The sequence below is a fragment of the Bradyrhizobium sp. BRP19 genome (genome assembly GCF_020194195.1).
GTDB classification, from domain to species: domain Bacteria; phylum Pseudomonadota; class Alphaproteobacteria; order Rhizobiales; family Xanthobacteraceae; genus Bradyrhizobium; species Bradyrhizobium yuanmingense.
This window is the reverse complement of the sequence record NZ_JADYVZ010000025.1, coordinates 46,208-72,068: the sequence shown is the minus strand read 5'-3', so window position 1 is coordinate 72,068 and position 25,861 is coordinate 46,208. Positions and strand designations below refer to the sequence as shown.

Genomic DNA, 25,861 nt, shown 5'->3' with positions numbered 1-25,861 from the left:
CGCAACGGACGATCGGCTGCGCAACCCCGACCAGCTCCGCCGATCGTCCGTTGCTCCATCCGCGCCACTTGGCGTACAAAACCCCGAGACTCTAACTGCCGCTGGATGAAAATGCAGTGGCAGGTCACGCTAAACAAAAGGAAGCTGATTTTCCCCGCGTGGCGAAAAATAGTTCGTCTTGGACTCGCATGGTCGAACAATCTCTGAGAGGATTGATCATCAGGCGATGGTCCCACTCAGGAGCGCGGACAATGCGCAACTACGTCTTCGACAACGTTACGCATTCGATTCCGAGCAAGCTCGTCGACCAGTTGTGTTCGTGTTGTTCCTGAGCGGCGTCTTAATTCATAGAGACGATCTGGCCTGAGATCGCTCCAGCTCCTCGAAATCAATAACGCAAACGCTGGCTGAACAGCAGTGTCGCGCCCGTTCGTCGTGATCGGCGTGGTCGCATGGTGCTGCGCGCTCTCGCAGTAAGTGTCATTCTCAAGGGACAAACCACGAGTCTGTAAACAACGAACCGATCAAATTCGCCTACTGGGTGCCGAACGTATCCGGCGGGCTCGTGATTTCTTCGATCGAGCAGCGTACCAGCTGGGACATCGACTACAACCGGAAGCTTGCTCAGATCGCCGAAAAGGCGGGCTTCGACTACGCACTCAGTCAGATCCGATTCACGGCGGGTTAGGAGCCGACAAGCAGCACGAGCCGGTCAGCTTCTCGCATGCGCTGCTGGCTGCGACTGAAAAGCTCAAGATGATCGCCGCTCTCCTTCCCGGGCCATGGAATCCCGCCGTAGCGGCGAAGCAGATCGCGACAATCGGCCAGCTTACCAACGCGCGCGTTGCGGTGAATATTGTGTCCGGTTGGTTCCGCGGTGAATTCCACGCAATCGGAGAGCCCTGGCTCGATCACGATGAGCGCTACCGGCGTTCGGAGGAGTTCATCAATGCTCTGCGCGGGATTTGGAGGGAAGAGAGCTTCACAGTCAAGGGGGACTTCTATCGGTTCAACGAGTACTCGCTGAAGCCGAAACCGCTCGATCCGCTGCCCGAGATCTTCCAGGGCGGCTCTTCGCGCGCCGCCCGCGACATGGCCGCTCGCGTGTCCGACTGGTACTTCACGAACGGGAATACGCCCGAGGGGCTGAAAGCGCAGGTCGAGGACATCAGGTCCAAGGAGAAGGCTTTCGGCAAGAGCTTTAAGACCAAAATCGGAATCAATGCATTCGGCATCGTCCGGAAAGCCGAAAAGGACGCCAAGGACGTCCTGCAGGAAATCCTCGACAAGGCGATCCCCGATGCAGTTCGCGGCTTCCACCATGAGGGCCAGAACGCCGGCAACGCCAGCCCCGAGCGAGAGGGCAATTGGGCCAAGTCCACCTTCCAGGATCTCGTTCAATACAACGACGGCTTCCGCTCGAACCTGATCGGCACGCCGCAGCAAGTCGCTGAACGGATCATCGAGCTCAAGCATGCCGGGGCCGACCTGATCCTGCTCGGGTTCCTGCACTTCCAGGAAGAGGTCGAATATTTCGGCAAGCATGTGATCCCGCTGGTCCGCGAACTCGAGACAAGGACGCCCGTACGCGTTCAGGCTGCCGAATAGGTGTAAAGCGAGGGGCAGCCACGTGATGGCGATTGCGACAGGGACGCTGAAGCAGCTGAACAGCGAGCAGGGGCTTTCAATCCTGGTCGCGGAACAGAATTCGACGGTGGCGCTGCGCTTTGCCGACCATGCTGTCGTGCTTGAGAGCGGCCGTAGCGTGCTGTCCGGCTCGTCAGTCGAATTGCACAGCCGCGACGACATCAAGGCCCTTTACCTCGGCGGTTCGCCGCAAGCCGACGCCGCCGAGAAACCGCTCATCCATGCCATTGTCGCAGTTTGACGAAACAGAAGCGCCTCAGTAGATCCTGACTCACGCGCAGCTCCTTCCGGAGGCGTGTTGCTAATCCAGGCAGCTTGGGTGGCATCTGATCTCAGGAGCTCCATCCTCGAAACGATTGGCTGCTGGCCAGGCTCAACAAAGGGGACCGATCTTCGCTGATCGCTTCGACGTCCCAAGCGCCCGATCTAAAATCAATCGCCACACTCGGACGAGTTCGTTCCGATTCGATATCTAAGAGGAGGAGCCCCGGTCCAACTTGGACTGTACCACGTAACTTCACCTCATCGTCGTAATTAAATCCGTCAAATACTTGAGAATGTCCGCAGGATTTTCGTAGATCGCGCCGCTTGTGCGCAGTTATTCTGCAGACATATCCTTGATGTCGCGAATCATAGAGAGCGAGTTCGAGCTCGGGTTGCGCGCAGGAGCACCCGATCCACTGTGCCCACCAATGCCAGTATCAAATCCACTGTTTTCCAAGCCTGCTAGGATTTGGACGCATCGTCTCGCAGTGATTTGGTCCTTTCAGAGCGATGTCCGTCTCGACAAGGCAAGTCATCCTACACGGATATTTCTGCCGGCACTTTACCCGAGTTGCCCGTCTTGCGCTCGAAGCTGATCCGGGGCCCCTCAGCAAGAGCGAGTGTAGCCCGCCTTCTCGACTGCCCTAATGTGCCCAAATACGTCGGCTTCGCCATCATCGGGCCTGATAAAGCCATAGCCCTTTGTCGCACTAAACCACTTCACAATGCCGGTTGCCAGTAAGCGCTAAGCGGGAACCCTTGCTTCGCGACTGGGATGGCTGTGCGAAGAAGCCTCCGGTTAGGACGGAGGCTTCGGATGGGATTGGACAGCAAAAAGGACGTCTATTTGGACGGCTCATCAGCGGGGTCGGTGAGCCGGCTGGAGATTCTTGAAGGGCCGTCAGGACGTCGTGTGCGGTCGGAAGCTGAGAGAGCTCGGATCGCCGCGGAGAGTCTGTTGCCCGGCGTCCAGGTGTCCGAGGTAGCGCGCAAGCACGGAGTGACGCGCTGGCAGGTCTACGATTGGCGACGGCGGCTTCGACAGCGAGGTATGTTGCCGCCGTGCGAGGCGTCTCCACCAACGTTTGCGCCGCTGGTTGTGGAAGATGCGTTGGAGGAGCGTCAGGCTCCGGCGGTCAAGCTTGAGATTGCGATCGGCGATGTCGTGCTGCGGACTGACACAGCCATAGATGCTGACCAGCTATCCCGGGTGATCCGTGCGGTGCGAGCGTCACGATGATCGCGGCCGGTGCTGATCTGAAGATTTACGTTGCCACGCGGCCGATCGACTTCCGCTGTGGCCACGACGGGCTTGCGGCGAAGGTACAGGAGATGCTTCGTCTCGATCCGTTCAGCGGCGCAGCCTTCGTGTTCCGATCGAAACGAGCGGACCGGATCAAGATTTTGGTCTGGGATCGAACGGGTCTGGTGTTGGTGCACAAGCGCCTCGAAGGTTGCAAGTTCGTTTGGCCAACGATCGCGGACGGAGTGATGCGCATGTCGCCGGCGATGTTCGCTGCCTTGTTCGAAGGGCTGGATTGGAGATTGGTCCGCCCGGAAGAAGCACGGCGCCCGCAGGTGGCGGGATAACTGCGGCAGAATGACTCGGCAGCTATTTTGATCGTGGCACGGGCGGCGGCGATGTGCTCGAAATAGCGCATGAGCATCGCGACACTGCGCGACGAAAACGAACGCCTCAAGGCGCTTCTGGCGCAAACGCAGGCGGCCTTGAGCGAGCATCAGGGGGCACTGGCGGCATCGGAGGAAGCGCGGCGTCGGCTGGAGATCATTCTCGGCGAATTGCGACGCGACAAGTTCGGCGCGAAATCCGAGAAGCTGCGGCCAGATCAGTATCACTTGCCGCTGGAAGACGTGGAGATCGCGCAAGGCATTCTGGACGCGGCGCAGGAAAGAGCCGAGAAGGTCATCCAGGGTCGATCGCGCAGCGATCCGGATCAAGGCTCCCATCGCAATCGCGGCTGCTTGCCTGCCCATTTGCCGCGAGTGGAACGGGTCATCGAGCCTGCAAGCACGCTCTGCCCGTGCGGTTGCGGCGCCATGACGAAGATCGGCGAGGACGTCAGCAAGCGACTCGACGTGATCCCGGCGCAATGGCGCGTGCTGGTCACACGCCGCCCGAAATACATCTGTCGCCGCTGCTCGGGCCCTGTCGCGCAGGCGCACGCACCGGAACACGTCGTGCCCGGCGGGCTGCCGACCGAAGCGGCTATCGCTCATGTGATCGTCTCCAAGTTTGGCGACCACACGCCGTTTTATCGTCAGGCCGAGATCTATGCGCGTCAAGGCATTCGGCTTGATCGGGCGACTCTGGGCAACTGGTCCGGCCGCGCCTGCTTCCATCTTCAGCCCATCGCGGACCACATGCGCCGCCACCTGGCCATGGCGGATCGCCTGTTCATGGACGAGACCACGGCACCGGTGCTTGATCCGGGGCGAGGTCAAACGAAGAAAGGCTACTTCTGGGCGATCGCGTCAGACGACCGTGGCCACAGCGGTCCAAGTCCACCGATCGTGTTGTTCCGATATGCCCCCGGTCGCAGCGGCGCCTTCGCGGAGCAGTTCCTGGACGGCTTTGGCGGAAGCTTCCTGCAATGCGATGCCTATGACGGATATGACCGGCTGACCGAAGTCGTTCGACCGCAAGGGCCTTGGACGCTCGTGCATTGCTGGAGCCATTTGCGCCGGCGCTTTGTGAAATTGGCCCGCAACAGCAAGTCGCCGATCGCCGAGGCCGCCATTCGGCACATCGCCCAGCTTTACGCCATCGAAGCCATGGTGCGCGGCGCATCGCCGGACATCCGGCTGGCCGCGCGCAAGGAGCACTCGCTGCCCATGGTCGCCGCGTTGAAGTCCTGGTTCGAGAAGCAGCTGTCGATGATCTCCAGCGGTTCGACGCTCGCCGAGGATATCCGCTATGCGCTCAATCATTGGCAGGGGCTGACCCGCTTCCTCGAAGACGGGCGTCTCGAGCTCGACACCAACCCGGTCGAGAACGCCATCCGGCCGATCTGCTTGACCAGGAAAAACGCGCTCTTCGCCGGACATGAAATCGGGGCGGAAAACTGGGCTTTGCTCGCCTCGATCGTCGCCACCTGCAAACTCAACGACGTAAACCCTGCTGCCTACATCGCCGAAACACTCGAGGCGATCATCGACGGCCATCCCCACAGCAGGATCGAAGACCTCATGCCGTGGCGATTCCGCAAAGCGTCAAGCCCGCATCAATAGGGTGATGGCTAAGCGCTTACGGTTGCCACTACAATATCTCCATTTCAAACGAGGCCGATCCAAGCATGGCTTACAGAGGCATCAAGGTCTTGCGCGTAGGCCATACGCAAGTTGCCGGCACGTATGCAGCCACATCGTGGTCGCTAGTCAGCTTTACAGAAGGGCTAGGTGGACCGGCCATCACGCGTCCTCAGGCGCTTACGTCGGCAATGCCTGCGACTGGCGCTGTGGCCTTGTCGGCCCGGGGAAAGCGTGCGAAGCTTACTTGCGAGAGGTTTCTCACCGCTGCCTTCGAGCGCTCGCTCCTGAGAGGTCGGTAGGCCTGTCTGTTCCAGCAAAGCAAGAAAGGCCCGGCCTTTTTCCGTTATGATCCACTGTCCGGGTTCTCGCACAACCAGCCCTTGCCCGAAAATATTAAGATCCGGTGCCCGCTCTGCCAATCGCTTCATACGAGCCGTCCACTCCGGACCGCTGGTGTAGAACACCGCCAGGTAATCCTTCAGGACGGCGAGACTCGCACGGCCGTCCGGTTGGCCGGCGAGAATTTTAAGTATCGAGACCTGAAAACTCACTTTCTCTAACCAAACGCGATAGCACCAACGCCGCACATCTTAGCGGCACCTGCCGGACCCCGCGCTGGACTTCAAAACAAGAACCTGAAAACAAATGCGTGATGTACGGATCATCCGACAAAGATTTGGATGAAGCTTAGACTGTCCTTTCAGATCTGGGGAGGCCCTTTTGACGCAATCTTAGGCCGTTCCTGGATGGCCTGCGGGCTGTCGAGCATCGAACTTGACTGATCGTGGACAGCCCAGAGCCTTGCGAAACAAGCTTGCGCGTGTCTCACGTCAGGTCGAAACTCGCGGGCGCGAGTTTTCGATCTAAGGTCGACCTCGCAAGAAAGCTGAAGACTACCATACGCGCGTGAATGTATCGGCGCCCTTCAGTTTGCTGGGCTTGCCGTTCTTATCAACGTAGAACAGCATCCATGATGTTGGCATTTGAGGACCGTTTACCTTTCCAACCCACCGAGTGAAAGAATTGCACTGACCAAAAGTAACAACAAAATATAGTCCGGTTGGACGGACGGCTCCCGAGACGGGATAAGGGATACCCTGGCAGGCAAACCCTTGCGCATGGTTTGTGAAGGTCCCTTGTATGGCGCCGCCATTGGCGGACCAAACAAACAGTTCTGAGCCCCGTTGATTCTTCCAGTATGAGGGAGCAGGAAGCCCCTGCGCCCAGGCCTGACCGCCGGCCAAGAAAAACTGAGCGATCAACAAAAATGCCAGAAGTCTCTTCATATTGAAGCCCCAAAAGTGTTCGCCTAAAACTGGCAACTCGGATCACCAGTCTGATACAATCTGAGGTGACGTTCGCTGCTCTTATCTCGCGTTAAGCAAAGGATTGCGGCGCATATGCACTAGTTCGTGCTGGATCTCGACGGCGCTCCAGGCCCCGCGTTCTGCATCCGCAAGCCAGTCCGCCCAGCGGCCGAACTCCGAGCCATGATCATTAGCCGTCGTCATCGTCCTCGGATGGAGCTGCTTAAATACGCTAGAAAAGCCGGCCAAATGCAGGATTTGGGCGCGAATGTGCGTCTAGTTGCATTAATCGATCAAACGAAACGCCCCAATGTGAAGGCGGGACGACTTGCTCGGGTAAGAAAGGAGATTGTTCGTTCGTTGCGTACAGTGTTGCCGGAGCAACTGGCAGAGTCAGTGTGCCGGCGCAGCCCGAACAGGGGCAACCCGGATGGGAGATACAATGTTCGAACGCGATGGTGACTTGATCTCTCAACTTCTGCTCTACGCTATCCTGTTGCTTATTCTTGCGTCTCTGATGATTGCTGCATGGCAGACTGCAGGATGACCGAAACCGGATCGCCGCGAGTTGCTGAACGCTTTGACCGAGCGTGATCGTAGCTGGGATATCGGGTTCGGGCGGCAACACTCTGCCTAACAATCAGTCCGCCGCCACGTAGATCCGATTCAGGTTCGTGCCCGAATGTCGGCCCCAAACAAGCTTGCGCTCTTCATCGAGGGCGCCAATCTCCATGCAACCGCCAACCAAAGCTGCGAAAGCTGGCATGGCCCCATGGGTGCTCCATTGCGCTAAGCGTCCAGGCAGCCTCGTTCGCACACTTTAAGAGATGTCCATTTAGAGGGTGTCCAGCCGGGGACTGGCTCAACAAACTGTAGTGACGGGTACGCGAGACTAACTTGCTTGCTGTTCGCAGGAGGCCGTAACTGGGAAGAGGAACCAAGGTTTGATGCTGATCCCTTTGCGAAGCGAATACATGTAAAAGATTGGAAGCCTTTGCGGAAAAAGCCCTCGAAATTCGCTTCCATTGAAGGTGATAAAAATTGAGTCGGGAAATGCACGTTCGACCGCACGTTTTTCGACCATGTTCATCCGGTAATATTCTATTGCGCCCTCTTCACAACTTCCATTCCCACGATACCATTTCATTGCGCTGGTAAGCAGCCGCTGGAAGGTCGGCTCCGGTACGATCTCGTCGATAAAAGGACTTGTGTTATCCGCTTCCGCAGCCTTTGTGAGGTCGCCCAACCAACAGCTCTCGAAACCGCGTTCGCGGGCGCCATCCGCAACCTCATTAAAATATTGGCGTATGTCTTGTGATGAATGTCCGTTCAATTCCGCATGGGTATCGGTGAAAATCAACCTTAGTGTCGCCCCGGGCGCATATACTTTACTGATCCGGCTGGTGAAGGCAGCCAAATAGTTCAGACATTCGAAGTCTGGCTTATCGATGTTGGACCGCGGACCTTTTCCCCAATAGAGCACAAACGGAACGGGATTTCTGACCGCAATTGATTTGGAAATGCTTTGCAACATTGCAATAGAGTTGTCAGGCTGCTCACGCTTAAATGCCCAGGTATTAAAGGCTTGCAGGACCTTTTCTGGCGCAATCTCCTTGGCTCGAGGAGTGACAGGCACCGCAATTTCGATTGATCCTTCAAATACTCCGTCAACTGCTTTGTTGCTAAAGGGTTGCGGACAAGCCGCTATTTCAGTGTTGGTTAAGGCGTCTTCTTTCGGACCAACCGCATCGCAACCCGACATATGAACTCCGAAAGAAGATCTTTTTATCGCGAGTTAATAATCCGTTATTTTTCTCAACGTCAACTCGGAAGAGCAGTGACCCATCTATTAAGGTTAACCTTCCACGCACCGGTGGCCGATCAATGAAGTTAAGTCGCCCGAAATATCCGACGAGTAAGCCCGGCCGATAGGGGGCCTGTTCTCGGCATGAATTTACAAATCCTAGAGCTGCCAAAGCTGATTGCTGAGCGTCGGAGCTCGGCAATTTTCGGCCTGGTGATCATCACCATGATGTGGGCAGGAGTTGTTGTAAAATACCTCGGCGATGTTCGGGGGGACGAAAGAGAGGCGCATCGAGACGCTCATAACTTTGCGCTGGTATTCGAAGAGAATGTTCTTCGATCAATCGGAGAAATTGATAAGGCGCTCTTATACCTACGACGGAGCATTGAGACCCGGAAAAATTCGGTTAGCTTTAGCGGCATTGCCAACACGACCGACGTGCTGAGCGACATCATCGTCCAAGTCGCCATTATTGACGACAAGGGAATTATGCGCGCGTCGAACAGCGGTCCTCAACCCGCGCCTGCCCTTGATCTGAGCGATCGCGAGCACTTTAGATTTCATCTGAACAGCATCGCGGATCAGCTTTTTATCAGCAAGCCGGTGGTTGGCCGTGCCAGCGGAAAATGGTCCGTGCAATTCACGCGGCGCTTCGTGAATAGTGATCAGACGTTCGGCGGCGTCGTCGTGGCCTCGCTCAATCCGGACCATTTGACGAAATTCTACAACAATATCAATTTTGGATCGGCGGCGGCGATCGCCCTGATCGGGAGTGATGGCGTGGTTCGTTCGAGTGGCGGGAGCGCGGTCGGTTACGCACTTGGAGACGATCTTAGCGGAACGCAACTGCTCGACCAAATGCGAGCCGGGATCGAAACTACATTTGAAAACATTGATCCCGCCAACAACGAAACGCGTTTCATTACTGTCCGCAAGGTCAAGGGCTATCCATTGTGGGTCAGCGTTAGCTTGAGCAAAAGCCAGATCATGGAAAGCTCTCGTAACGCCCTCAAGTTGAATTCGTTGGTGGGTACCATACTTACCTTGCTGGTTCTCATTGCTCTTGAGCAGCTTCTACGGATAGACGCGAAGGCAAGGCAAAAAGCGAATCAGCTTGACCTTACGCTCGAATATATGAACCAGGGAATTATGCTGGTTACTTATGATCAGCAGATTCCGATTATCAATCGTCGCTGCGGCGAGTTGCTCGATTTGCCCGCAGAGTTCATACAGAACCCACCAAGAGTCGATCAACTCGCCGAATACGAGACACCTAAGGGCAAACTGACCGAGGCTTCTGTTCGGATCTTGGGAGATCTCGTCGCAGGAGAACTCGGCGTTAGCGAACGAACGATGCCCGATGGATCAATCATCGAGATTCGCAGGGAAAGTCTCCCCGACGTTGGGTTCGTCCAAACCTTCACTGACGTCACGAAAAGATCGCGCGCTGAAGCAGATGCAGTCCGCCTTAGTTCCGAGGATTCACTCACCGGTCTCCCAAACCGGCGGATGTTTCGCTCCATGCTCGACCAGATGAGCCACCGGCAACCATCGGCAGTAGACAACGGGCAGCCAGCGGCGGAATTCGCCGTCCTATTTCTTGACCTTGATCGTTTTAAAGCTATCAACGATACCCTTGGCCATCAGACCGGTGACTTGCTGCTGCAGGAGATGGCCCGGCGCTTAAAGAATACGCTTGGTGCAAATGAAGTGCTGGCGCGGCTCGGCGGCGATGAATTCGCAGTTGTTGTGCCGACGGTTGAGTCTCGACCAGCGATCGCGTACCTGGCGAATAGCATGATCGAGGCGGCACAGAAGCCCTTTGAGATCGGAGGTCACCGAATCCGTTCTGGCATCAGTGTAGGTATCGCCATTGGGCCGTGCGATGGAGTAAATTGCGACGACCTTCTGATTGCCGCCGACCTGGCACTATACGCGGTCAAAGCCGAAGGACGTGGTAGCTATAGATTCTATCATGCTGCAATGAACAGGGAGCTTAGGGAACGACGGCAGCTAGAGATCGATCTGCGCGAGGCGATCGAGCAAAATGAGATGGAACTATATTATCAGCCCATCATCAATTTGCGGAGCAACATCATAACCGGATTCGAAGCCTTGGTGCGATGGCGCCATCCTGTCAATGGCATGGTACCGCCGACAACCTTCATCGCGGTAGCGGAAGATACTGGACTGATTCAACCTCTTGGTGAATGGGCGCTGAGAGAGGCGTGCCGCTGCGCCGCGCACTGGCCGAACAATCTTAAGATAGCGGTCAATCTTTCCCCGATTCAGTTTTCGGCTTCCAATCTCTCCGAGGTCGTGAGGCACGCCCTTGAGGAAACTGGACTTCAGCCGCATCGACTTGAGCTTGAAATTACCGAGGGAGTATTCATGACCAATAATGAATCGACCCTATCTACCCTGCGTCAGTTGAAGCAACTCGGCGTCCGCATTTCGTTGGACGACTTCGGTACGGGGTATTCCTCTCTGAGTTATCTCCGCAGCTTCCCATTCGACAAAATCAAGATAGATAGGTCGTTTGTTTCTGACCTTGCTGAAGGCACAGAGCACGTTGTGATTGTGCAAGCTGTGGTGAGTATTGCTCGCGCGCTGGGAATGACGACGTTGGCAGAAGGCATCGAAACCGTCGGACAGTACGATTTTCTCGCGGCGCTCGATTGCGACGAAGGGCAAGGCTATCTGTTCAGTCCGCCTGTTCCAATAGCGACAGTTCCTGAAATGATTGCCAAATGGTCGCCCGGGCGCAAATTTGTCGCCTAGAGCTTGGGACCCGCTCGTTTACCCAGCGACTTTCTGAAGGCTGGATTCTCCAGTTTGTTCACCGAAGATCGGCTTCTTGGTTGGTCGCCGAGCCTCGTGAACGAGCAGGAACAGGCCCGATGCAACAACAATGCCGGACCCGATCAGAAGAAAAAGCGTCGGTACGTCGCCCCAAACGAAAAATCCGATCGCAAGTGCCCAGACGAGCGTCAGGTAATAGAATGGCGAGACGGCGGCCGCCGGGGCTAGGTGGAGCGCCTGCGTCCAAAAATATTGTGCCGCGGCGTTTGTAAGACCGCTCAGGATCAACATGATTGCGTCAGCCGGCGCTGGCACCCGGAATCCAAACAGCAGTAAGAAGGAGTGAAAGAAGGTTACCGTAAGCATCTGCCACATCAACAGCGTCTTTGCAGACTCAGTTGCGGTCATTCCGCGAACGGCAACCGTGACGCTGCCATACATAACCGCGTTTGCCAGCGCAAATAATGCGCCAATCTGCATCGAATCTGCGCCTGGATTTACCACAACGATGACCCCCACGAATCCCGTTACCAGCGCACTCCAACGCGCGATTCCGGCACGTTCCTTAAGCCAGATCAATGACAGCAAGGCCGCCCACAACGATGCAGAAAAATTGATCGCGATCGCTCCTGCAAGGGGCATCAGACTAACGGCGATGACCGTGAACGTTTGCGAGATCGACTGCGACAGCCCGCGCGCAAGGTGGGCGCGGGGCCGCCGAGTGTTAAAGACTGACATGCCCGTTGCCGGGAGGATCAATGCGGCGCAGAGGACAAACGCAGAAACGGAGCGAAAGAACATAACCTCGCCGACGGGATAGACAGCGGCTTGCCATTTCGATAGTGCGCTCGATAATGCGAACATCACGCTCGCGGCGATCATGCAATATATTCCGCGAACAACGTCATCCTTCCGTAAGCCGGGAATGGCCGTCGGGTTCTGTGGATGGCCGACGGTGTCCGTAAGATCGCTCATCATGCGTTTCCATGAAATTGGAAGATTGCGTCAGCGTTTGCCGCGCGACTATCGCTTGCGAGCCACTAGCAAACCCTAGTCTCGCTTAGCTTAAGTCTTAAGAAAGTGTTATTGGTAACAGAAACAATTCTTGGTTAATTTTCGCGAAGCATGGCGGCGTCCTTGCAGAACAGCCCAGCCAATCACGCCCTTGCCTAGCCGCGTGCCCCAGGTAATTGCCGAGCAAATGCCTAAAAGTGTTCATTTTCTTCCAACCAAATCTGGAGCCATTCGGGATAGGTTGCCGAGACCGAAATCTGAATTGGGTGGGAGCGGAAATAGTGAAAGTTGAGCTTAACGACCCGCGTTCCGGCAAGGGATGTAAAAGTCTCGTCTCTGCACCCTTGATATGCTTGGACGGAACGTGGTGGGCAATCGATTTCAACGATCCAGATCTAGAAGTTTATTTGAAGCGGTCGGCTCGCTGCGGCCTTGTGCCGGCAGCTGTGCGTGAACGGAAGACCATTAGTGGACCCGAACTGCCGACCATCATGCCGCGCGACGCCGCGTGCGGCGCTGGCATTGCTAGCGGAATCAATGACAAGACAGGCATGTGACCGACTTGCGATATTACCCCGCGGCATCCAAGTCCGTCACATCGTCTTGTTGTTCAGCGCCAAGGGTAACACCGATATCGATCAAATAGGTCGAAGGTCTATCGGCAGGTCCATCGGAGCCCCGAAGGCGCCGCCCTGCCGCAGCAGGGCATCCCGCAAATAGCGAACCAACTTCCACGATGATAATTTGCGCGGTTCTTTGGGGACGACTAGCAGCATCAACGTTCATCAACCAGCTTCAACCGCTGGCGTTGCGCGACTTCTGAACCTCGTCGAGTAGACCAAGCCGCGTGACTCGCGATGCGTGCCGCAGTCAAGAGGCCATCTAAGCCAGAGGCCGGAAGGGCGTCCTACCGGCTCACCTCAGGTTCGGCAATAAGCCCTGCCGCGACAATCGTTCCATGCTCTATAAGGGCCTACCGCGACTGTTCGCCGAGCTCGCCTGGTGCGCGGCGGTCGGCATCAACGCCTGTTGCACGATCTCGGCCGCATCGAGCTTCTGCCCCTCTACCACCGCGGTCTTGAGCCGATCGATGCTGGCGCCCCTTGCCATACCCTCGAGCCGAGCGAGGTCTTCCTCATAAACCCGACTGTCCCGGACAGCTTGGACGGCCCGCTATTTCGGCGCGCTTCCCGTTACCTCGAAGCCAGCCACAAGAGCTTTTTGATAAAGGCAGGCGGCTCCGTCAAGAATTGTCAACTACTAGCATCGCCAGTTGCCGCCGGGATGACCACCAAGCGACAGCTGTCGCCCAGTCCTGCTGAGCACTGAACCGATGAAGAAGCTTCAACTCGAGATGGGGGCAACGGTTTGTACAGGGCGTTTCAAGCGGCAGGTGTCGACCATTGCTTATTTTGATCGAGCAGGGCGAAGACGCGGTCGGCTGATACCGGCCGACCGATGAGATATCCTTGGACTTCATCACAGCTCGTTTGGCGCAAACACCCGAGCTGCTCGGTAGTCTCGACGCCTTCCGCGACCACGCCAATGTGCAGATCCTGCGCCAGCGTGATTATTGATTTTACGATCGCCGCGCTATCCGGCCGTGTCAGCATGTCGCGTATAAAGGACTGATCGATTTTGATGCGGGTGTAAGGCAATTTCAGCAAATAGGTCAGCGACGAAAATCCTGTTCCGAAATCGTCGAGCGCCACCGTCACCCCCAGTTGCAGGAGTGAGTTCAGGATCGATGATGCCGGCCCGTACTTTGAAATCAGCATCGACTCCGTTATTTCGATTTCGAGTCGGCTAGGGGCAACTCTGGCCTCCGCCAAGGCCTGCACGATTGTTTGCAGGATGCTGGTGTTATGGAATTGAGCTGCCGAGAAATTCACGGCGACCCTGAGATCAGAGGGCCAGTTCGAAAGCGTCGAGCAGGCGCGTCGGACCACCCACTCACCGAGCGGGTGGATCAAGCCGGTTTCTTCGGCAATCGGAATGAACTCAGTCGGCGAAATGACTCCCCGGACAGGGTGTTGCCAGCGCAGCAAGGCCTCAAAGCCGGTTACTCTGTTCTCGCGAATATCAAAGAACGGTTGGTAGACGAGAAACAGCTCGTCTTTCCCGATCGCCTCCTCCAGATCCCGTTGCAGCGCCCTGCGATCGCGCGCTGATTTGTCGTCGCTGACCTCAAAGAAGCGAACGGTTCCGGGCCCCGCTTTTTTGGCGCGATAGAGCGCAAGGTCGACATTTTTCAGGAGCTCATGAGACGTATTGCCGTCGCGCGGGGCCAACACGATCCCGACGCTCATCGCGCCCGCGATCTCGCATCTTTCGATCAGGAATGGTTCACCGAAAGCGCCGACGAAGCGCTCGGCGATTTCCAACGCGTCTTGGACTTTGGCCAGATTGGTCACGATCAGCGCAAATTCGTCCCCGCCGATCCGCGCGACAGTATCGGTCTCACGCGCGCATCTTTGCAGTCTCGCCGCGGCCTGAACGAGGAACTCATCTCCTGCGGGGTGGCCGAATTTGTCGTTCACTTCCTTAAAGCGATCGAGATCAAGCAGAAAAACCGCGAATTCCTCTCCCGAGCGAGCCAACCGGTTGACGGCGGCTTCGAGGCTTTCGTTGAAGGCGAAACGGTTCGGCAAGTGGGTAAGGGGATCCCGCCGGACCCTCCGTTCGGCTTCCAATTGAGCAATGGTGCGTTTCGTGAATTCGAAAGAATGGGCGAAAACGCCGCGCAGAAGCACGAAGCCATAGGCCACAACGAGAATAGCGACGAGCAGATAGACGAAATCGCCATTTCTGCCGAGGCAGATTGCCGTACCCACAAAAATCGGAGCCGTGAATGCAACCGCCGCCACCGGAATCGTAGCGAAGGCGAATGCTCCGCCGGCGAGCATCCCGGAGCAAAGACATGTGATCACGAGTTGGCCGCCATTCGAGGCGTCGGCGAAGAAAGCTACCGGAACGACCGCCCAGGCGGTTCCAAGAACGAGCGCATTTCGCACCAGCCGATGCATGGCCTGTCGGGAGACGAACTGCGGCTTCGTAATCCGTCGTGATAAACTCGCCTTCAGGCCTATCGATAACGCGCCGCAAACCACGGCAGCTGCCCAGATCAGGGCATAGTTTCTGTTGGGCGAGTGCCAGAGGGAAATTGCAAGCACCGTCGCATTGCAGGCGTTGGCAAGCATTATGCCCAGGGAATAGCCGAGCACGAGGGAGATCTGCTCCGCGCGAATGTGCCCTGCGACCGTTTCATCTGTCGCAGGGCCGCCGAAAGCCGCCAGATCCCCCGCGAATAGCTTCGAGACATACGAGCTCAGATATGTCCTCATCTCGGACCCCCGCAGGACTGGTTCTAACGTTGCTGGCCAGTGCTGGAAGGTCGCGGCAAACATTTGAGAAAAGATAAATTCTTGAAGTTCGCCACGCCCGGCGGCATGGGTGGCCGAACTCATTATTTAGCGGTGGCGAAGGCGGGGCAGGGCGCCGGGCTGACCTCCCGTGTCCTCTATCACCGCGCGCGGGGCACAGTTCTGTACATTGCGTACTGACCTGTGCCTGTAATCGATCGCCGAATTCAGCTAACCGGCCATGATGGCAGCTTGCGCGCTAACCTGTCGGTGCCGACCGTGGACGCCCCACATCTCGCCGCTTTCCTGCGAAATATCCGATAGAACGAAGCAATGCTGCGCGTTTCACCCCAAGAAACGCGCGATGCGAACGCAAGGCCAGGTCTAATATCCCCCAGGCCAATAGAGGTGATTGTGGACGTTTGGTCATCGCCGCCTTCGTCTACGCCAGAGCCTCAGTCGCGTAGCCGCACATCATCTGCCCACCGATCGGCGCTTAAGGCAACGCTGTGGCTGCAGCGATAGTCGGCGCAAAAGACGATGACGCCGCGGACACCCATCTCGCGCACCTCGGCGAATGTGAGGAGCGGGCGACCATCGGCGTGGGTGGGAGTGTGGCGACGGACAGGGCCGGGCATGCCCGCTATTCCGCAGTAAACCCAAGCAGATCGCAAACTATCAATCACTTGTAGCCCAGGGCGCCCTCGGGCCGCTGCTCATTGTGGCTGTGGGCAAACGTAGCGCGGGCCAATTGCCTCCTGCTGGATGTTCGAGTTGGAATTCTTGCTTTGGTTGTATCGTCCACTACAATCGCAGGAAAGGAAGTCCGAAGTGCAGGGGAGGGTGCCGTGGTCAGTGTGTTCTCAGACGTTCGCGCGTACTTCCAGTCTAAAGCCGACAATGCGCCGCCGCCGCCAATAGCCACGGCGGTAAATTTGGCTGCACCTGCCGCCGACCACGGGGACGAAGTCGTCTCGCGCAAATCGCCTGGTTTGATTGAGCATGCTGAGGGCCAATCATTTGTCCTGCATTATAGAGATTCCGATGGACACTTAAGCGTTCGAGCAGTCAGCGTTTGGGCTATTCGCCACACAGACTATGGTGTTCCGGTTTTGGTCGCAAAATGCCATCTTAGGAAGGCCACACGCTACTTTCGCGTCGATAGAATTGAAGCTGTCGCAGATTTTAATGGCGTGATTATTGAGCCCACAACCAAGTTCTTGAACGACACTTTCGGAGTTGTCTGGCCGCCGTCAGATGAAGCACTTGTTCAAGCCGACGAGTTTCAAAGGAGGTGGTCGCGCTTGAGAGGAATATGCAGGGAAAACGGGGGTATTCTCCTCGCCGCGGTCGGATTGGCCGACGGTGAACTGATCCCTGATGAGGTTGGAGCCATATTAGATTACGTAAAGACATGTTGTGCGCGCATGAAGTTTGAATTTGGGGAGAACGAGGAGAATCGCTTGCGACTATACGTTGGCCGGCTTCGACCTACCGCAGAATTAATCGATCGCGAGATCGAGCGCTTGACGCAGGATGATCCCAACCGAGTCGTCGCCACGCTATCGGCGTGCGCGAAGGTGATGGAGGCGGATGGCGATATCCATCCCGCAGAAATCAAGGTTCTGGACCAATTTTCGAGGGAGATGACCGGGTTGCCGCTGCAATATCCTTGATGGTCCACTATGCCGCCCCGACTCAGGCGCGCCCTTCCGCAGCGCAATTGCGCTTTGCGACCCTGTACAGGACCACTGATGAGACGGCGGCACGCGGTGGCTTCGCGGTCGAACTCCACAATCCGGTGGATCGAGCCTTTCGAGCGCCCGGCAGCGCGGGAGCAACGCAACTGACTAATCGACGCTGGATCATGTCACGATAACCAAGCGTATCTGAAATCTCTTGCTTCGCATCCTCAACGGCGAGTTCGAACGCATCTTTTAGGGCAGAGAGCCGAAAATAAAACTGCGTCACCGACAGCAGTGTACCTGGTTCAGTTGATGCCAGCGCCCCTCAGACGCCAAGGGCGGCCTCTTGGTTGTTTCGCACGAGGGCGAAACGCGTCGCGGCTCCGTTCCAGATACTTAGCACGCGACGAAAATAACGTTTGAGGCTTCCAATCTCCTTCACAACCTTTGTCGCAGGCAAATGCAACCGTATTTAACTCCGGGACGGCGACAGCTCTGTCTTTAAGGGATATCATCTCAGACATCCTGCAGACGTGGCTTCAGAAGTGCTGCATCACGCATGAAGGCAACACCCAGCGCGATGCCGATGAGGCCAATCAGGATTGATGCCGTAGCCAGGGACGTGATGCCGCTAATCTCTACAATGATGCCGCCGAGAAAAGCACCGATGGCGATCCCTGCGAAGGTGGTCGAGCTGTTCATTGCCAGGACCAGTTTCGACCTATCTCCGGCCAGACCGAGAAGCCGGTGCTGGATCGGGACCAGATACATGTAGCTCACGTTGCCCCAAAGGAAAGCGATGAGCACGGTGAGGGTCCCATGCTGTCCGAACGCAACCAAACCTACGAGCAGAATGAGTTGGGCACCTACGGCCGCGATGAGGACTTTATAGGGTCCAAAACGGTCAGTCAGAACGCCGCACGCAGCGTTTCCGGTCACGGCTCCGAAACCATAGGCAAAGAGCGCGGCCGAGAGCAGCGGCACTCCGACAAACAGAGAACCAATGATGAAGACGCTCACATAGGAATAAACGATGAACTCGGAAACGACGATGAACAGCGTCACGGAAAGGAGACCGTAGATGGTCTTGGGGAAGCGTCTTGAGATAGGGGCGTTTTCGCGCTCCGGCGCCTTGTCAGGTATTCCAGACATCATTGGAGCGAAGATTATCAATGCGAGAAGTCCAGCAATGACGACGAAACCGAATGAGAAGCGCCAGCCGATAGCATCAGCGATCCAGCTTGTGGCGGGAACGCCCGCAACCTGTGAAACGGTCATGCCGCCGAAGATCAGGGACAACGCGAACCCTTTGCGGGCTGGCGGCAGGAGCTCCGCGGCCAGCGCGGTAGCCGCCGGGGTGAACATCGCGGCGCCGTGGGCCGAAATGACGCGACCTGCCGCAAGGGCTAGGAAGTTCGGAGCGATCGCGCAGATCAGGTTACCGATGATGAAGATCGAAACGGACAGAATCTGAACATTGCGGCGGCTCATGGCCTTGAACATCCAGGCATTCAGCGGAGCGAAGATGGCGTAACAGAGCGCGTAAATCGAGATGATCCAGCCCGCCATGCCAGTCGAAATTGCAAGATCACGAGAGATCGCATCGAGCGCCCCAATGATGACAAACGTGTCCAGCCCGATAGCGAACGCAGCAATGGTCAGAGCCGCAACGACGAGTTTCGTTCGCGCGCCGGGAGGGGATGAGGTCATGAGGGTGCTGGTACATGTCGTTGTGATGCGTTTCCAGACAGCAGCATATGCAACTCAGGATAGGGACTGGCGATGATCGTACCTGAGTAGCGGGGACGCGGGCCGTATAGTAGCCACGTCGTCACCACCTCACCGATCTCCTGTACGATCTCAAGCTTGTCGGGATGTTCGAGCACTGATCTGCTGTAAGCAACCCCGGCATCATACACGCCTTCAAGCAGTTTTTTCTCGACAATCGGCTTTGTTGTTTCGAATATCAGCTTATTCCATGCTTTTGGGTCGATATACCCCATCGTTGGCTCAGGTAGCCCTAGCGTCCGAGGCTCCTTCACATCCTTGCGTCTAACGACCGCGATGCTCTGGGTGGGCAGTATGAAGGTGTCGACCACCTGAAGACGATCTCGAAATTTCTCGGTCACGAGATGGACATTTAGGTGCGCGCTGCACTGAAGGACGTAGCTGTCTCCGCGATCTGCGGCCTCGCCCGCCGCAGTCACAAGATCGTCGACGAGTATGACGTCGCGCGCCTCGATCCTTTGGAACTCAAGATACTTCAAGGTCGCATGATGATGACAGCTTCTCGCTGGGCCAAGCGTGTAGATGCGGACCATCAGGAGACGACTTTCTGCTCGTCTATGATCATCGCTTCGAGCTCGCAGGCTTCTCCTATGATTAGCGCATAGAGATCTTCGGTGAATTCCTTGCGCAAGCCACGTTCTGCCCCAATCTCGGCGCAACGTGCCTTTACCTCTGCAACGCGATCGGGGTGCATCATGGCGATTCCACGTTCCTTCTTGTAGCGTGCGACCTCAGCGCAGACGGAGAGTCTTTGGCTAATTATCTCCACCAGTTGGTTGTCCAGCTTGTTGATAAGGTCCCGAAATGGCAGAAGACGGGCGTTGGGGCTCGAGGTGACCGTCATGTATGGCTCCTGTCTATTTCCTTGATTCCAAGTCGCAGGCCCGCGGCTAGATGCTTTGCGCAGGCCGACAACGTGTCCAGGCGGTAGCCGCCCTTCTGTATGATGCAGATCGGCTTGCCAGTAGCAGCCAATGCCAGACCGATTTCTCGATAGATTTCCGCCGGAAGCGTCCAACCGCCATGCGGATCTCCGACGACGATATCGAAGCCCATACTGACAACGAGAACATCCAGCCTGGTGGCCCAATCGGATTGCAGAATCCCAAGAAGCGCCGACATGTATTCTGCCGGACTTGGGGCGGCCAGAAATTCCACATACTTGTGACTGTCGAGTGCTGGTCGAAGTTGCGGGATCCAGGGAAAATTTACGTCAGTCCGGGCGTGCAGGCTGCCGAAGGCGATATCTGGATGTGCGCTCAGCACATCGCTAGTTCCATTGCCCGGGTGGAAATCGAGGTCAAGGATCGCCAGCTTCCGGAGGCCCGATTCGCGCAGGCGCAGCGCCGCGACGCCGACGTTATTCAGGAAACAATACCCACCCATGAAGCTATGGCCAGCATGGTGACCGGGCGGCCGACATAGTGCGTAACTTACTGGGCTTCGCTTTGAGGCAATTGTGGTCGCCGCTGCGAAGCCGGTAGCGGCGGACAAAAGCGCGCGCTGATAGCTTCCTGTGTCGACGGATGTGTTCTGCGGCACACCGGGCGCGGCATATCTTCTGGCAAGCTCGGTGATTTCCGGCTCTTGTGGATGTGGCCCTAGCCGGAGTGCATCAAGGTAGTCCGAATCATGAAGGGTTCTCAGGACTGACACCACCTTGTCTGGGACGTTTTCAGAGAGCGAGATAAACTGCACACCAGGTGAGCTCTCCAATCCGGTCCGGATCTCGTTGAGACGGTCCTCGACTTCTCTTGAGGGTTTGATAGTTTCCGCCGCATTAGCGATAAGGCCCTCAGGGCTGGATGAGGCTGGTGTCACGTGAACCGTTAGCCAGGTCACGGAAGCCTCCTTCGTCGCCGCTCTCCAGCCGATGTGAAGCCCATGCTTTCATAAAATGCGACCAGCCTCTCGGCGCCGGGACGGTCGGTCAAGGGAAGAGACACCTCGATCATGGGCCATCCCCACGCCCGCGCCTCGCGGTCCACCGCAGCCAGAAGCCGTCTCCCATTTGAGCCGAGCGATAGCGCGAATCAACCCAGAGCTCCTGCAGGATTCCATAATGGCCTGAAGCCCTGATCGCGGTGACCTGGGAGACGACCGCAATGCCGATCATTTCGCCGGTCAGCACAGTCTCCATGATCAAGGCGAACCCAAGCCGTGAATCCGTCGCGATTTGCCCAGCGACGCTGACTGCCGCTTGCGGATCGAATTGCGACCCCGGTCCTCGTAGCTCCGTGAGAAGCGTATTGACACATTGTGCGATCGTGTTCCGGTCCTGGAATGTCGCGAGGCGGACACGATGAGCGGAATCGGGTACAGCCTCCTCGCCAGCATCGTGATCCGCTCCATGGATCTCGGCGCTATGATCCGGGTCGCCTGTCAAGGCCTCGACAATCGCACGGATCGGCTGACGTGCCTTGAGGAGTATCTCTTCGAACTCCGCCTCGGGGTCAGACAACGCGACGACGGCCCCGCCGCAGCCGATGCTCAGGTGGCCTCCCCGGCAGATGATCGTCCGAATGACGATATTCAGGTCCAGCTCGCCGCACACAGACAAATAGCCGATCGCCCCCGAATAGATTCCTCTCGGCGCCTCCTCCAGTTCATCGATAATCTTAAGGGTACGGATCTTAGGCGCGCCCGTCATCGACCCGCCCGGAAAGCTCGCAGTAATACAGCGGATGACATCCTCGGGTGACGGCAATTCGCCACGGATGGTGCTGACCAGTTGGTGCACGGTCTTGTAGCTTTCGATGTGCATGAGGCTTGGCACATGAACACTTCCGATGCGGCAGACGCGACCAAGATCGTTCCGCATGAGGTCCACGATCATGAGATTTTCGGCCCAGCTCTTCTCGTCCAAGCGCAATTCTTCAGCGATCCGGTCGTCTTCGTCCGGGACTTCGTGTCGAGGCGCGGTGCCCTTGATAGGCTTGGTCTCGACAACGAGGTTGCGATCGATCCGCAGGAATCTTTCCGGGGAAGAGCTGGCAACGCAAATATCTCCAAGCCTGAGGAAAGCGGAGTATGGGGCCGGATTTCTCCGCCTTAGGATCCGATACAGGTTGAGCGGGTCGATCTCTGTCTCGACGGTGATCTCGTTGGTCAGACAGATCTCGTAGGTCTCGCCAGCTCGGATCTTGGAAAGGCATTTTTGATGTTTTGCAAGTATCGGACCCGTCCTGACGAAGCTTGAACTGAATTGGACCCCGATTTGCGTGGAGGGAGGACGGGAAGACGCCAGCAGCAGGTTCAATGCCTTGGATCTCCCGCTCGGTCTTGCTGATCCAAAGGGCAGCATCGTCGGACAATCCCGTCTCGATGTCGGGATAGAACGCAACGATGTGGATGCGGCCATTCTCATGATCAAAGGCGAGGAATCTTGTGCAGAAGATGAAGACTGCATCCGGATATTTCGATGGTCGTGAGCTGACGCCGCAGGTGAGTGACTTCAGTTCATAGCCGAAATAGCCCACGTGGCCACCTTTGAAGGGAATGTCTTGCACATCAGCCTGATCTTTCAGCTTGTGCGCGGCACGTCTAACGGCGAGAAATTCGAAAATCGATTTGGAGATGATCATTGGTGATGCCTCGCCGTCGCGAGTGATCCCAATTTCCTGGCGAGTTGCATCGTAGCATGCCAGATAGCTGCCCGGCCCGCTAAGCCCTCCCATGAAGGACCACCGCGACCCCCCGGCACCAGCATGCTGCTGTCCAGCCAGAAAGCAGGCTGCGCACCACCAAAGAGACGCACGAAAACATCCTCAGCGCTTGCGGTGCATGAGGCCGTTGAACTTCTCGCCCTATACGTCGCCGTCTTGAAGAGAAGGTTGCTGGCGCGCGGGACGTTCATTTCAGGACCCCGCCAGTGCTCTGAGCGAGGATGGGGGCGCGGACGAGGCGCACAGATCAGAGAGGAAGTTGGCAAAAAGTTCTCGTCCGTATTGGGAGCAGATGGATTCCGGGTGAAACTGCACACCGTAGTGAGGCGCCTGCCGATGGCGTAGCCCCATAATCACGCCATCCTCACACATAGCACTACATTCAAGGCATTCCGGAAGCTCACTTGTCACTGCCAGAGAATGGTATCTGGTCACATTGAAAGAGCGCGGCAGCCCTTCGAATAGGCCCGTTCCGGAGGTTCTGATGCTGCGGATCCGGCCATGGAGCGGCTCTGGTGCGCGGGCAACGGATGCACCATGAAAATGGGCAATGCATTGATGTCCCAGCACACGCCCAAGACCGGAACGGCGCTCCCGGCCAAAACATCCATCGTTGAGCCGACATCCTTGGAATTTTGAGGACTTCCTGGGCCGGGTGAGAGAATGATCCGCTCATGAGGTATTTTGCGGATTTCGCTCCATGGCACTGTGTTATCCAAGACAATGATTTCCCTACCATTCACCTCGCCGACCATCTGGGCAATGTTGAATGTAAAGGAGTCGAAATTGTCGATCAGGATCACCGATCTCTCAAAGCCTCTCTCGTTTGCTGGCATCTCCATTTCCTGCTGCGCGCGGCTAATCCCATACAACGGAGAACTCCGCTGCGGTGAACGGCAGCGGCATGACCCAGCGTCGCGGTAGATGCGTGCTTCTCTGATCTGCTACGGCTCGAGAAGGCGCAGGGCGTTACTCTGCTGGATCCTACCTGAGCATGCTGTACTTTTGCCGCTGACACGTCAGCTCATTATGTCCATTGCGAGAGCCGACTTTGGTCGCTGCGAGAGTCTTTGTACCTGAGCTTGATCAGGCCAGCATTCGTTATCCGATTGTCCTCCTATCTCTCATCTCGATCAATCACCAGTGCTGGTAGTTGACGGGGGCGCAAAGCTACCGGGCTAAGATTCCGCCATATTGAAGAGGCTGCTATCGGCGCCCTCATCGTGAAGGCGAAGTAGATCGCATTCGGCACGAATGTCGGCGGAGAGTTCTTCTCGATCGCCAGCTGTGGCAAGCGCAGCACGTTCGGAAGCCACCGCTTGTCGGCCCGCAACCGCTCGGCGGCTTCCGCCATCGCGGGCTTCTTCAAGTAGACGAGTTGCGCGACCGACATGCCTACGCGGACGGCATCGACGATAACCGCCGTATCACCGGTCCAAGGTCGTTTGCCGCGTCGGCTGCCAGTGCGGCGCCATATCCAGCGAGACCTCCTCAAAGAGTGCCTCGGCGTGCGTACGCGTCCGGTGACTTTCAATTACCCACAAATGCTTGGCTCGACCGCGATCCGATCGAAAAAACTTGAAACGGATGAATCGCTTGTGATTCGTTGTCGGGCAGCCACCGCAAACCTTTGCCATCGTTGGGGTCGAACAGCTCGCGGGTGTGAGCACCCCACCATGGCGGGGCTTCCGCCGACCTTCGTGTAGAAGATCGCACCCGGCTTGAAGCAGTACTTGAGGGCTTCCTGCAGCGACTTGCGACCCGTGACGGTCAGCGGCGCGAAGCCGCCGCGCATCTTCTCGATCCGGACCATCGGGTCGTAGTCGGCGCGAGGCTTGCCTTCCAAGCCGCGCGCAGCTTTTCAAAAGAGAGATATTCCTTGCTGCCAGGCTCGAAGTAGCTGGGGCCGACGATAAAGATGCAGTGCAGGTGCACCATGAAAAGGCCCGTCTGTCCGTTGCCTGATTTCGAGCGCGCGCAGCCAGGCAAGTAAGGCCCGCCTTATCGCAACCGTGCGCATCAAACTGCGGTAGGCTTCGGGGATCTGGTTGACCGCGACCCAGAGGTCGTATGCCGGCACAGCCCGGGTCGTGAGGGTGCCCATCAAGGGCCGTGAGCCAGGGTTCTAGCGGATGTACCCTCGATCGCGGCGCCCTTCTCCTCGACCAGCTTGGCGGCCCGGCGGCGTTGAGCCGTCGGGCAGACGAGGTGGTTGCACTCGTTCATGGCGCGAAAGACCGCCTGTGCGGCGTCGATCTCTCCGTCCTCAAGCGCGTCGGCGATGCTCGGCCAGACTTGGATCTTAGTGCGCGGAACCTGCGGTCCCGCCACCGAGTTGCGCCACGAGCCAATCTGCAAAGGCTCGTACCGCAGATCTCTGTCGGCTGGCCCGTGGGTAGATCAGGCGATGGCCGACGTAGCGGATATCGTTGGCGCGTCCTGCCAGTGGCGCAACCAGTCGCCCGCTCGCCAGTTCGCGTTCGGCCAAAAGGGTTGATTCCATCGCTACTCCCAATCCCTCCGCGGCCGTTGCGATTGCCAGAAAGCTGCGATCAAACCTCATGCCGTGCAGGGCGGGGGCTTCCAATCCGTTGGCGGTAAACCATTGGTGCCATTGCACCTGCTTCACGTCGGAGCGGATCAGCGTCTGATCGAGGAGATCGGCCGGCTTCCTTATCGATTTTGCGAGAGCAGGGGAGCAGAGCGGGGTGACCGTTTCCTCGGGGAGAGGAACAACCTCCACGCCCTCCGCCCGCGGCGGACCGTAGACGATATCGATGTCGAAATCATCGTTGCTGAAGCGAGCGTAGTCCGTGCTCGCAGCCAGCCGCACTTCGAGCTTCGGATAGGCGGCGAGAAATTGTGCGAGGCGTGGTGCCAGCCACTGCGCAGCAAAACTAGGTGCCGAATGGACGCGCACCAATTGCGGTCCGCGCGCGGCGACTTCCTCGAGGCCACGGCGGAGCTGATCAAATGCCGCTCCCGTGTGGCGCATCAGGTTTTCGCCGGCTGGCGTGAGCCGCACTGACCGCGCGCTGCGCTCGAACAGAACGGTCCGAAGCGTGTCCTCCAGTTTGCGGATGGCATGACTGACCGCACTCGGTGTCAGGTGAAGCTCATTCGCCGCATCGCGAAAGGATCCGGTGCGGGCGGCGGCTTCAAAGGCGCGAATTGCCGATATCGGGACATTCGACAGCATCCCATAAGTGAACCAGATTCATCGATCCGTGACAACTGTGCGTTTGTCTGTGCG

Annotated in this window: 17 protein-coding genes and 6 pseudogenes; 8 read left to right on the top strand and 15 right to left on the bottom strand. The window is 57.3% G+C overall.

Annotation, left to right across the window (positions count from 1 at the left end):
- Window positions 1–523 precede the first annotated feature (523 nt).
- Window positions 524–1,608: pseudogene (gene sfnG / locus I6F36_RS35635) on the top strand (dimethylsulfone monooxygenase SfnG).
- 46 nt (window positions 1,609–1,654) lie between these two features.
- A pseudogene (locus I6F36_RS35630) lies at window positions 1,655–1,888 on the top strand (ABC transporter ATP-binding protein); the annotation flags it as partial.
- A 560-nt stretch (window positions 1,889–2,448) separates the two neighbouring features.
- Here I6F36_RS35630 and I6F36_RS35625 read toward each other — a convergent pair.
- A pseudogene (locus tag I6F36_RS35625) lies at window positions 2,449–2,650 on the bottom strand (cold-shock protein).
- Window positions 2,651–2,686: 36 nt separating this feature from the next.
- Between I6F36_RS35625 and I6F36_RS35620 the strand changes: the two are divergent.
- The 3 genes from I6F36_RS35620 (at window position 2,687) to I6F36_RS35610 (ending at window position 5,160) form a co-directional block, all read left to right on the top strand.
- A complete protein-coding gene (locus I6F36_RS35620) occupies window positions 2,687–3,151 on the top strand; it encodes a transposase (RefSeq protein WP_346656700.1) in 465 nt (154 codons plus the stop codon).
- Window positions 3,148–3,501 carry an IS66 family insertion sequence element accessory protein TnpB gene (gene tnpB / locus I6F36_RS35615; protein ID WP_080134255.1) on the top strand — a complete coding sequence of 118 codons (354 nt, stop codon included), beginning with the start codon at window positions 3,148–3,150 and terminating at the stop codon, window positions 3,499–3,501. The genes I6F36_RS35620 and tnpB overlap by 4 nt, the downstream gene beginning before the upstream one ends.
- Before the next feature lie 69 nt (window positions 3,502–3,570).
- Complete coding sequence (locus tag I6F36_RS35610; protein WP_225173070.1) at window positions 3,571–5,160, top strand: IS66 family transposase; 1,590 nt, start codon at window positions 3,571–3,573, stop codon at window positions 5,158–5,160.
- A 914-nt stretch (window positions 5,161–6,074) separates the two neighbouring features.
- Here the strand turns inward: I6F36_RS35610 and I6F36_RS35605 are convergent.
- Both I6F36_RS35605 and I6F36_RS35600 read right to left on the bottom strand, forming a co-directional pair.
- The gene (locus tag I6F36_RS35605; RefSeq protein WP_225173069.1) at window positions 6,075–6,467 is read right to left on the bottom strand and encodes an avidin/streptavidin family protein; all 393 of its coding nucleotides are present in this window, start codon (window positions 6,465–6,467) and stop codon (window positions 6,075–6,077) included.
- Between the two features lie 913 nt (window positions 6,468–7,380).
- Window positions 7,381–8,250: an isocyanide synthase family protein gene (locus tag I6F36_RS35600; RefSeq protein WP_225173068.1), complete on the bottom strand. Its 870-nt coding sequence runs from the start codon at window positions 8,248–8,250 to the stop codon at window positions 7,381–7,383.
- Between the two features lie 186 nt (window positions 8,251–8,436).
- On the opposite strand from I6F36_RS35600, the gene I6F36_RS35595 reads away from it, so the two are divergent.
- On the top strand, window positions 8,437–11,073 hold the full coding sequence (locus tag I6F36_RS35595) for an EAL domain-containing protein (protein WP_225173067.1): 2,637 nt from the start codon (window positions 8,437–8,439) through the stop codon (window positions 11,071–11,073).
- Window positions 11,074–11,091: 18 nt separating this feature from the next.
- Here the strand turns inward: I6F36_RS35595 and I6F36_RS35590 are convergent, their stop codons facing one another.
- A complete protein-coding gene (locus I6F36_RS35590) occupies window positions 11,092–12,069 on the bottom strand; it encodes a DMT family transporter (protein ID WP_225173066.1) in 978 nt (325 codons plus the stop codon).
- A 1,107-nt stretch (window positions 12,070–13,176) separates the two neighbouring features.
- Between I6F36_RS35590 and I6F36_RS39930 the strand changes: the two are divergent.
- Window positions 13,177–13,303, top strand: a pseudogene (locus tag I6F36_RS39930) (S26 family signal peptidase); the annotation flags it as partial.
- Between the two features lie 187 nt (window positions 13,304–13,490).
- Here I6F36_RS39930 and I6F36_RS35585 read toward each other — a convergent pair.
- Entirely contained in the window at window positions 13,491–15,452 is a 1,962-nt protein-coding gene (locus I6F36_RS35585) for a bifunctional diguanylate cyclase/phosphodiesterase (protein ID WP_225173074.1), read from the bottom strand.
- Window positions 15,453–16,318: 866 nt separating this feature from the next.
- On the opposite strand from I6F36_RS35585, the gene I6F36_RS35580 reads away from it, so the two are divergent.
- Complete coding sequence (locus tag I6F36_RS35580) at window positions 16,319–17,146, top strand: WYL domain-containing protein (RefSeq protein WP_225173065.1); 828 nt, start codon at window positions 16,319–16,321, stop codon at window positions 17,144–17,146.
- A 525-nt stretch (window positions 17,147–17,671) separates the two neighbouring features.
- On the opposite strand, the gene I6F36_RS35575 is transcribed toward I6F36_RS35580, so the two are convergent.
- The 10 genes and pseudogenes from I6F36_RS35575 to I6F36_RS35530 form a co-directional block, all read right to left on the bottom strand.
- Window positions 17,672–18,865 carry an MFS transporter gene (locus I6F36_RS35575; RefSeq protein ID WP_225173064.1) on the bottom strand — a complete coding sequence of 398 codons (1,194 nt, stop codon included), beginning with the start codon at window positions 18,863–18,865 and terminating at the stop codon, window positions 17,672–17,674.
- A complete protein-coding gene (locus I6F36_RS35570; protein WP_225173063.1) occupies window positions 18,862–19,476 on the bottom strand; it encodes a hypothetical protein in 615 nt (204 codons plus the stop codon). The genes I6F36_RS35575 and I6F36_RS35570 overlap by 4 nt, the downstream gene beginning before the upstream one ends.
- Complete coding sequence (locus I6F36_RS35565; RefSeq protein ID WP_225173062.1) at window positions 19,476–19,787, bottom strand: chorismate mutase; 312 nt, start codon at window positions 19,785–19,787, stop codon at window positions 19,476–19,478. Before I6F36_RS35565 ends, I6F36_RS35570 begins: the two co-directional genes overlap by 1 nt.
- On the bottom strand, window positions 19,784–20,785 hold the full coding sequence (locus I6F36_RS35560) for a hypothetical protein (protein ID WP_346656699.1): 1,002 nt from the start codon (window positions 20,783–20,785) through the stop codon (window positions 19,784–19,786). Before I6F36_RS35560 ends, I6F36_RS35565 begins: the two co-directional genes overlap by 4 nt.
- 109 nt (window positions 20,786–20,894) lie before the next feature.
- Window positions 20,895–22,202, bottom strand: a complete 1,308-nt coding sequence (pabB, locus tag I6F36_RS35555; RefSeq protein ID WP_225173061.1) for an aminodeoxychorismate synthase component I — start codon at window positions 22,200–22,202, stop codon at window positions 20,895–20,897.
- Between the two features lie 97 nt (window positions 22,203–22,299).
- Window positions 22,300–22,668, bottom strand: a pseudogene (locus I6F36_RS40075) (hypothetical protein); the annotation flags it as partial.
- A gap of 132 nt (window positions 22,669–22,800) precedes the next feature.
- A pseudogene (locus tag I6F36_RS40070) lies at window positions 22,801–23,363 on the bottom strand (aminodeoxychorismate/anthranilate synthase component II).
- Between the two features lie 362 nt (window positions 23,364–23,725).
- A complete protein-coding gene (locus tag I6F36_RS35540) occupies window positions 23,726–24,001 on the bottom strand; it encodes a hypothetical protein (RefSeq protein WP_225173060.1) in 276 nt (91 codons plus the stop codon).
- A 141-nt stretch (window positions 24,002–24,142) separates the two neighbouring features.
- Window positions 24,143–24,454: a protein rep gene (locus I6F36_RS35535; protein ID WP_225173059.1), complete on the bottom strand. Its 312-nt coding sequence runs from the start codon at window positions 24,452–24,454 to the stop codon at window positions 24,143–24,145.
- Between the two features lie 456 nt (window positions 24,455–24,910).
- Complete coding sequence (locus tag I6F36_RS35530) at window positions 24,911–25,807, bottom strand: LysR substrate-binding domain-containing protein (RefSeq protein ID WP_225173058.1); 897 nt, start codon at window positions 25,805–25,807, stop codon at window positions 24,911–24,913.
- Window positions 25,808–25,861: the final 54 nt, after the last annotated feature.

Excerpts from the sequence above, each read along its gene's own strand:
- I6F36_RS35600 (WP_225173068.1), bottom strand. The coding sequence starts at position 8,250 with ATGTCGGGTTGCGATGCGGTTGGTCCGAAAGAAGACGCCTTAACCAAC.
- I6F36_RS35610 (WP_225173070.1), top strand. The coding sequence starts at position 3,571 with ATGAGCATCGCGACACTGCGCGACGAAAACGAACGCCTCAAGGCGCTT.
- I6F36_RS35585 (WP_225173074.1), bottom strand. The coding sequence starts at position 15,452 with ATGAGGACATATCTGAGCTCGTATGTCTCGAAGCTATTCGCGGGGGAT.
- I6F36_RS35590 (WP_225173066.1), bottom strand. The coding sequence starts at position 12,069 with ATGAGCGATCTTACGGACACCGTCGGCCATCCACAGAACCCGACGGCC.
- I6F36_RS35605 (WP_225173069.1), bottom strand. The coding sequence starts at position 6,467 with ATGAAGAGACTTCTGGCATTTTTGTTGATCGCTCAGTTTTTCTTGGCC.
- I6F36_RS35530 (WP_225173058.1), bottom strand. The coding sequence starts at position 25,807 with ATGCTGTCGAATGTCCCGATATCGGCAATTCGCGCCTTTGAAGCCGCC.
- I6F36_RS35575 (WP_225173064.1), bottom strand. The coding sequence starts at position 18,865 with ATGACCTCATCCCCTCCCGGCGCGCGAACGAAACTCGTCGTTGCGGCT.
- I6F36_RS35570 (WP_225173063.1), bottom strand. The coding sequence starts at position 19,476 with ATGGTCCGCATCTACACGCTTGGCCCAGCGAGAAGCTGTCATCATCAT.
- I6F36_RS35540 (WP_225173060.1), bottom strand. The coding sequence starts at position 24,001 with ATGTCGGTCGCGCAACTCGTCTACTTGAAGAAGCCCGCGATGGCGGAA.
- I6F36_RS35565 (WP_225173062.1), bottom strand. The coding sequence starts at position 19,787 with ATGACGGTCACCTCGAGCCCCAACGCCCGTCTTCTGCCATTTCGGGAC.
- I6F36_RS35620 (WP_346656700.1), top strand. The coding sequence starts at position 2,687 with ATGGCTGTGCGAAGAAGCCTCCGGTTAGGACGGAGGCTTCGGATGGGA.
- I6F36_RS35595 (WP_225173067.1), top strand. The coding sequence starts at position 8,437 with ATGAATTTACAAATCCTAGAGCTGCCAAAGCTGATTGCTGAGCGTCGG.
- tnpB (WP_080134255.1), top strand. The coding sequence starts at position 3,148 with ATGATCGCGGCCGGTGCTGATCTGAAGATTTACGTTGCCACGCGGCCG.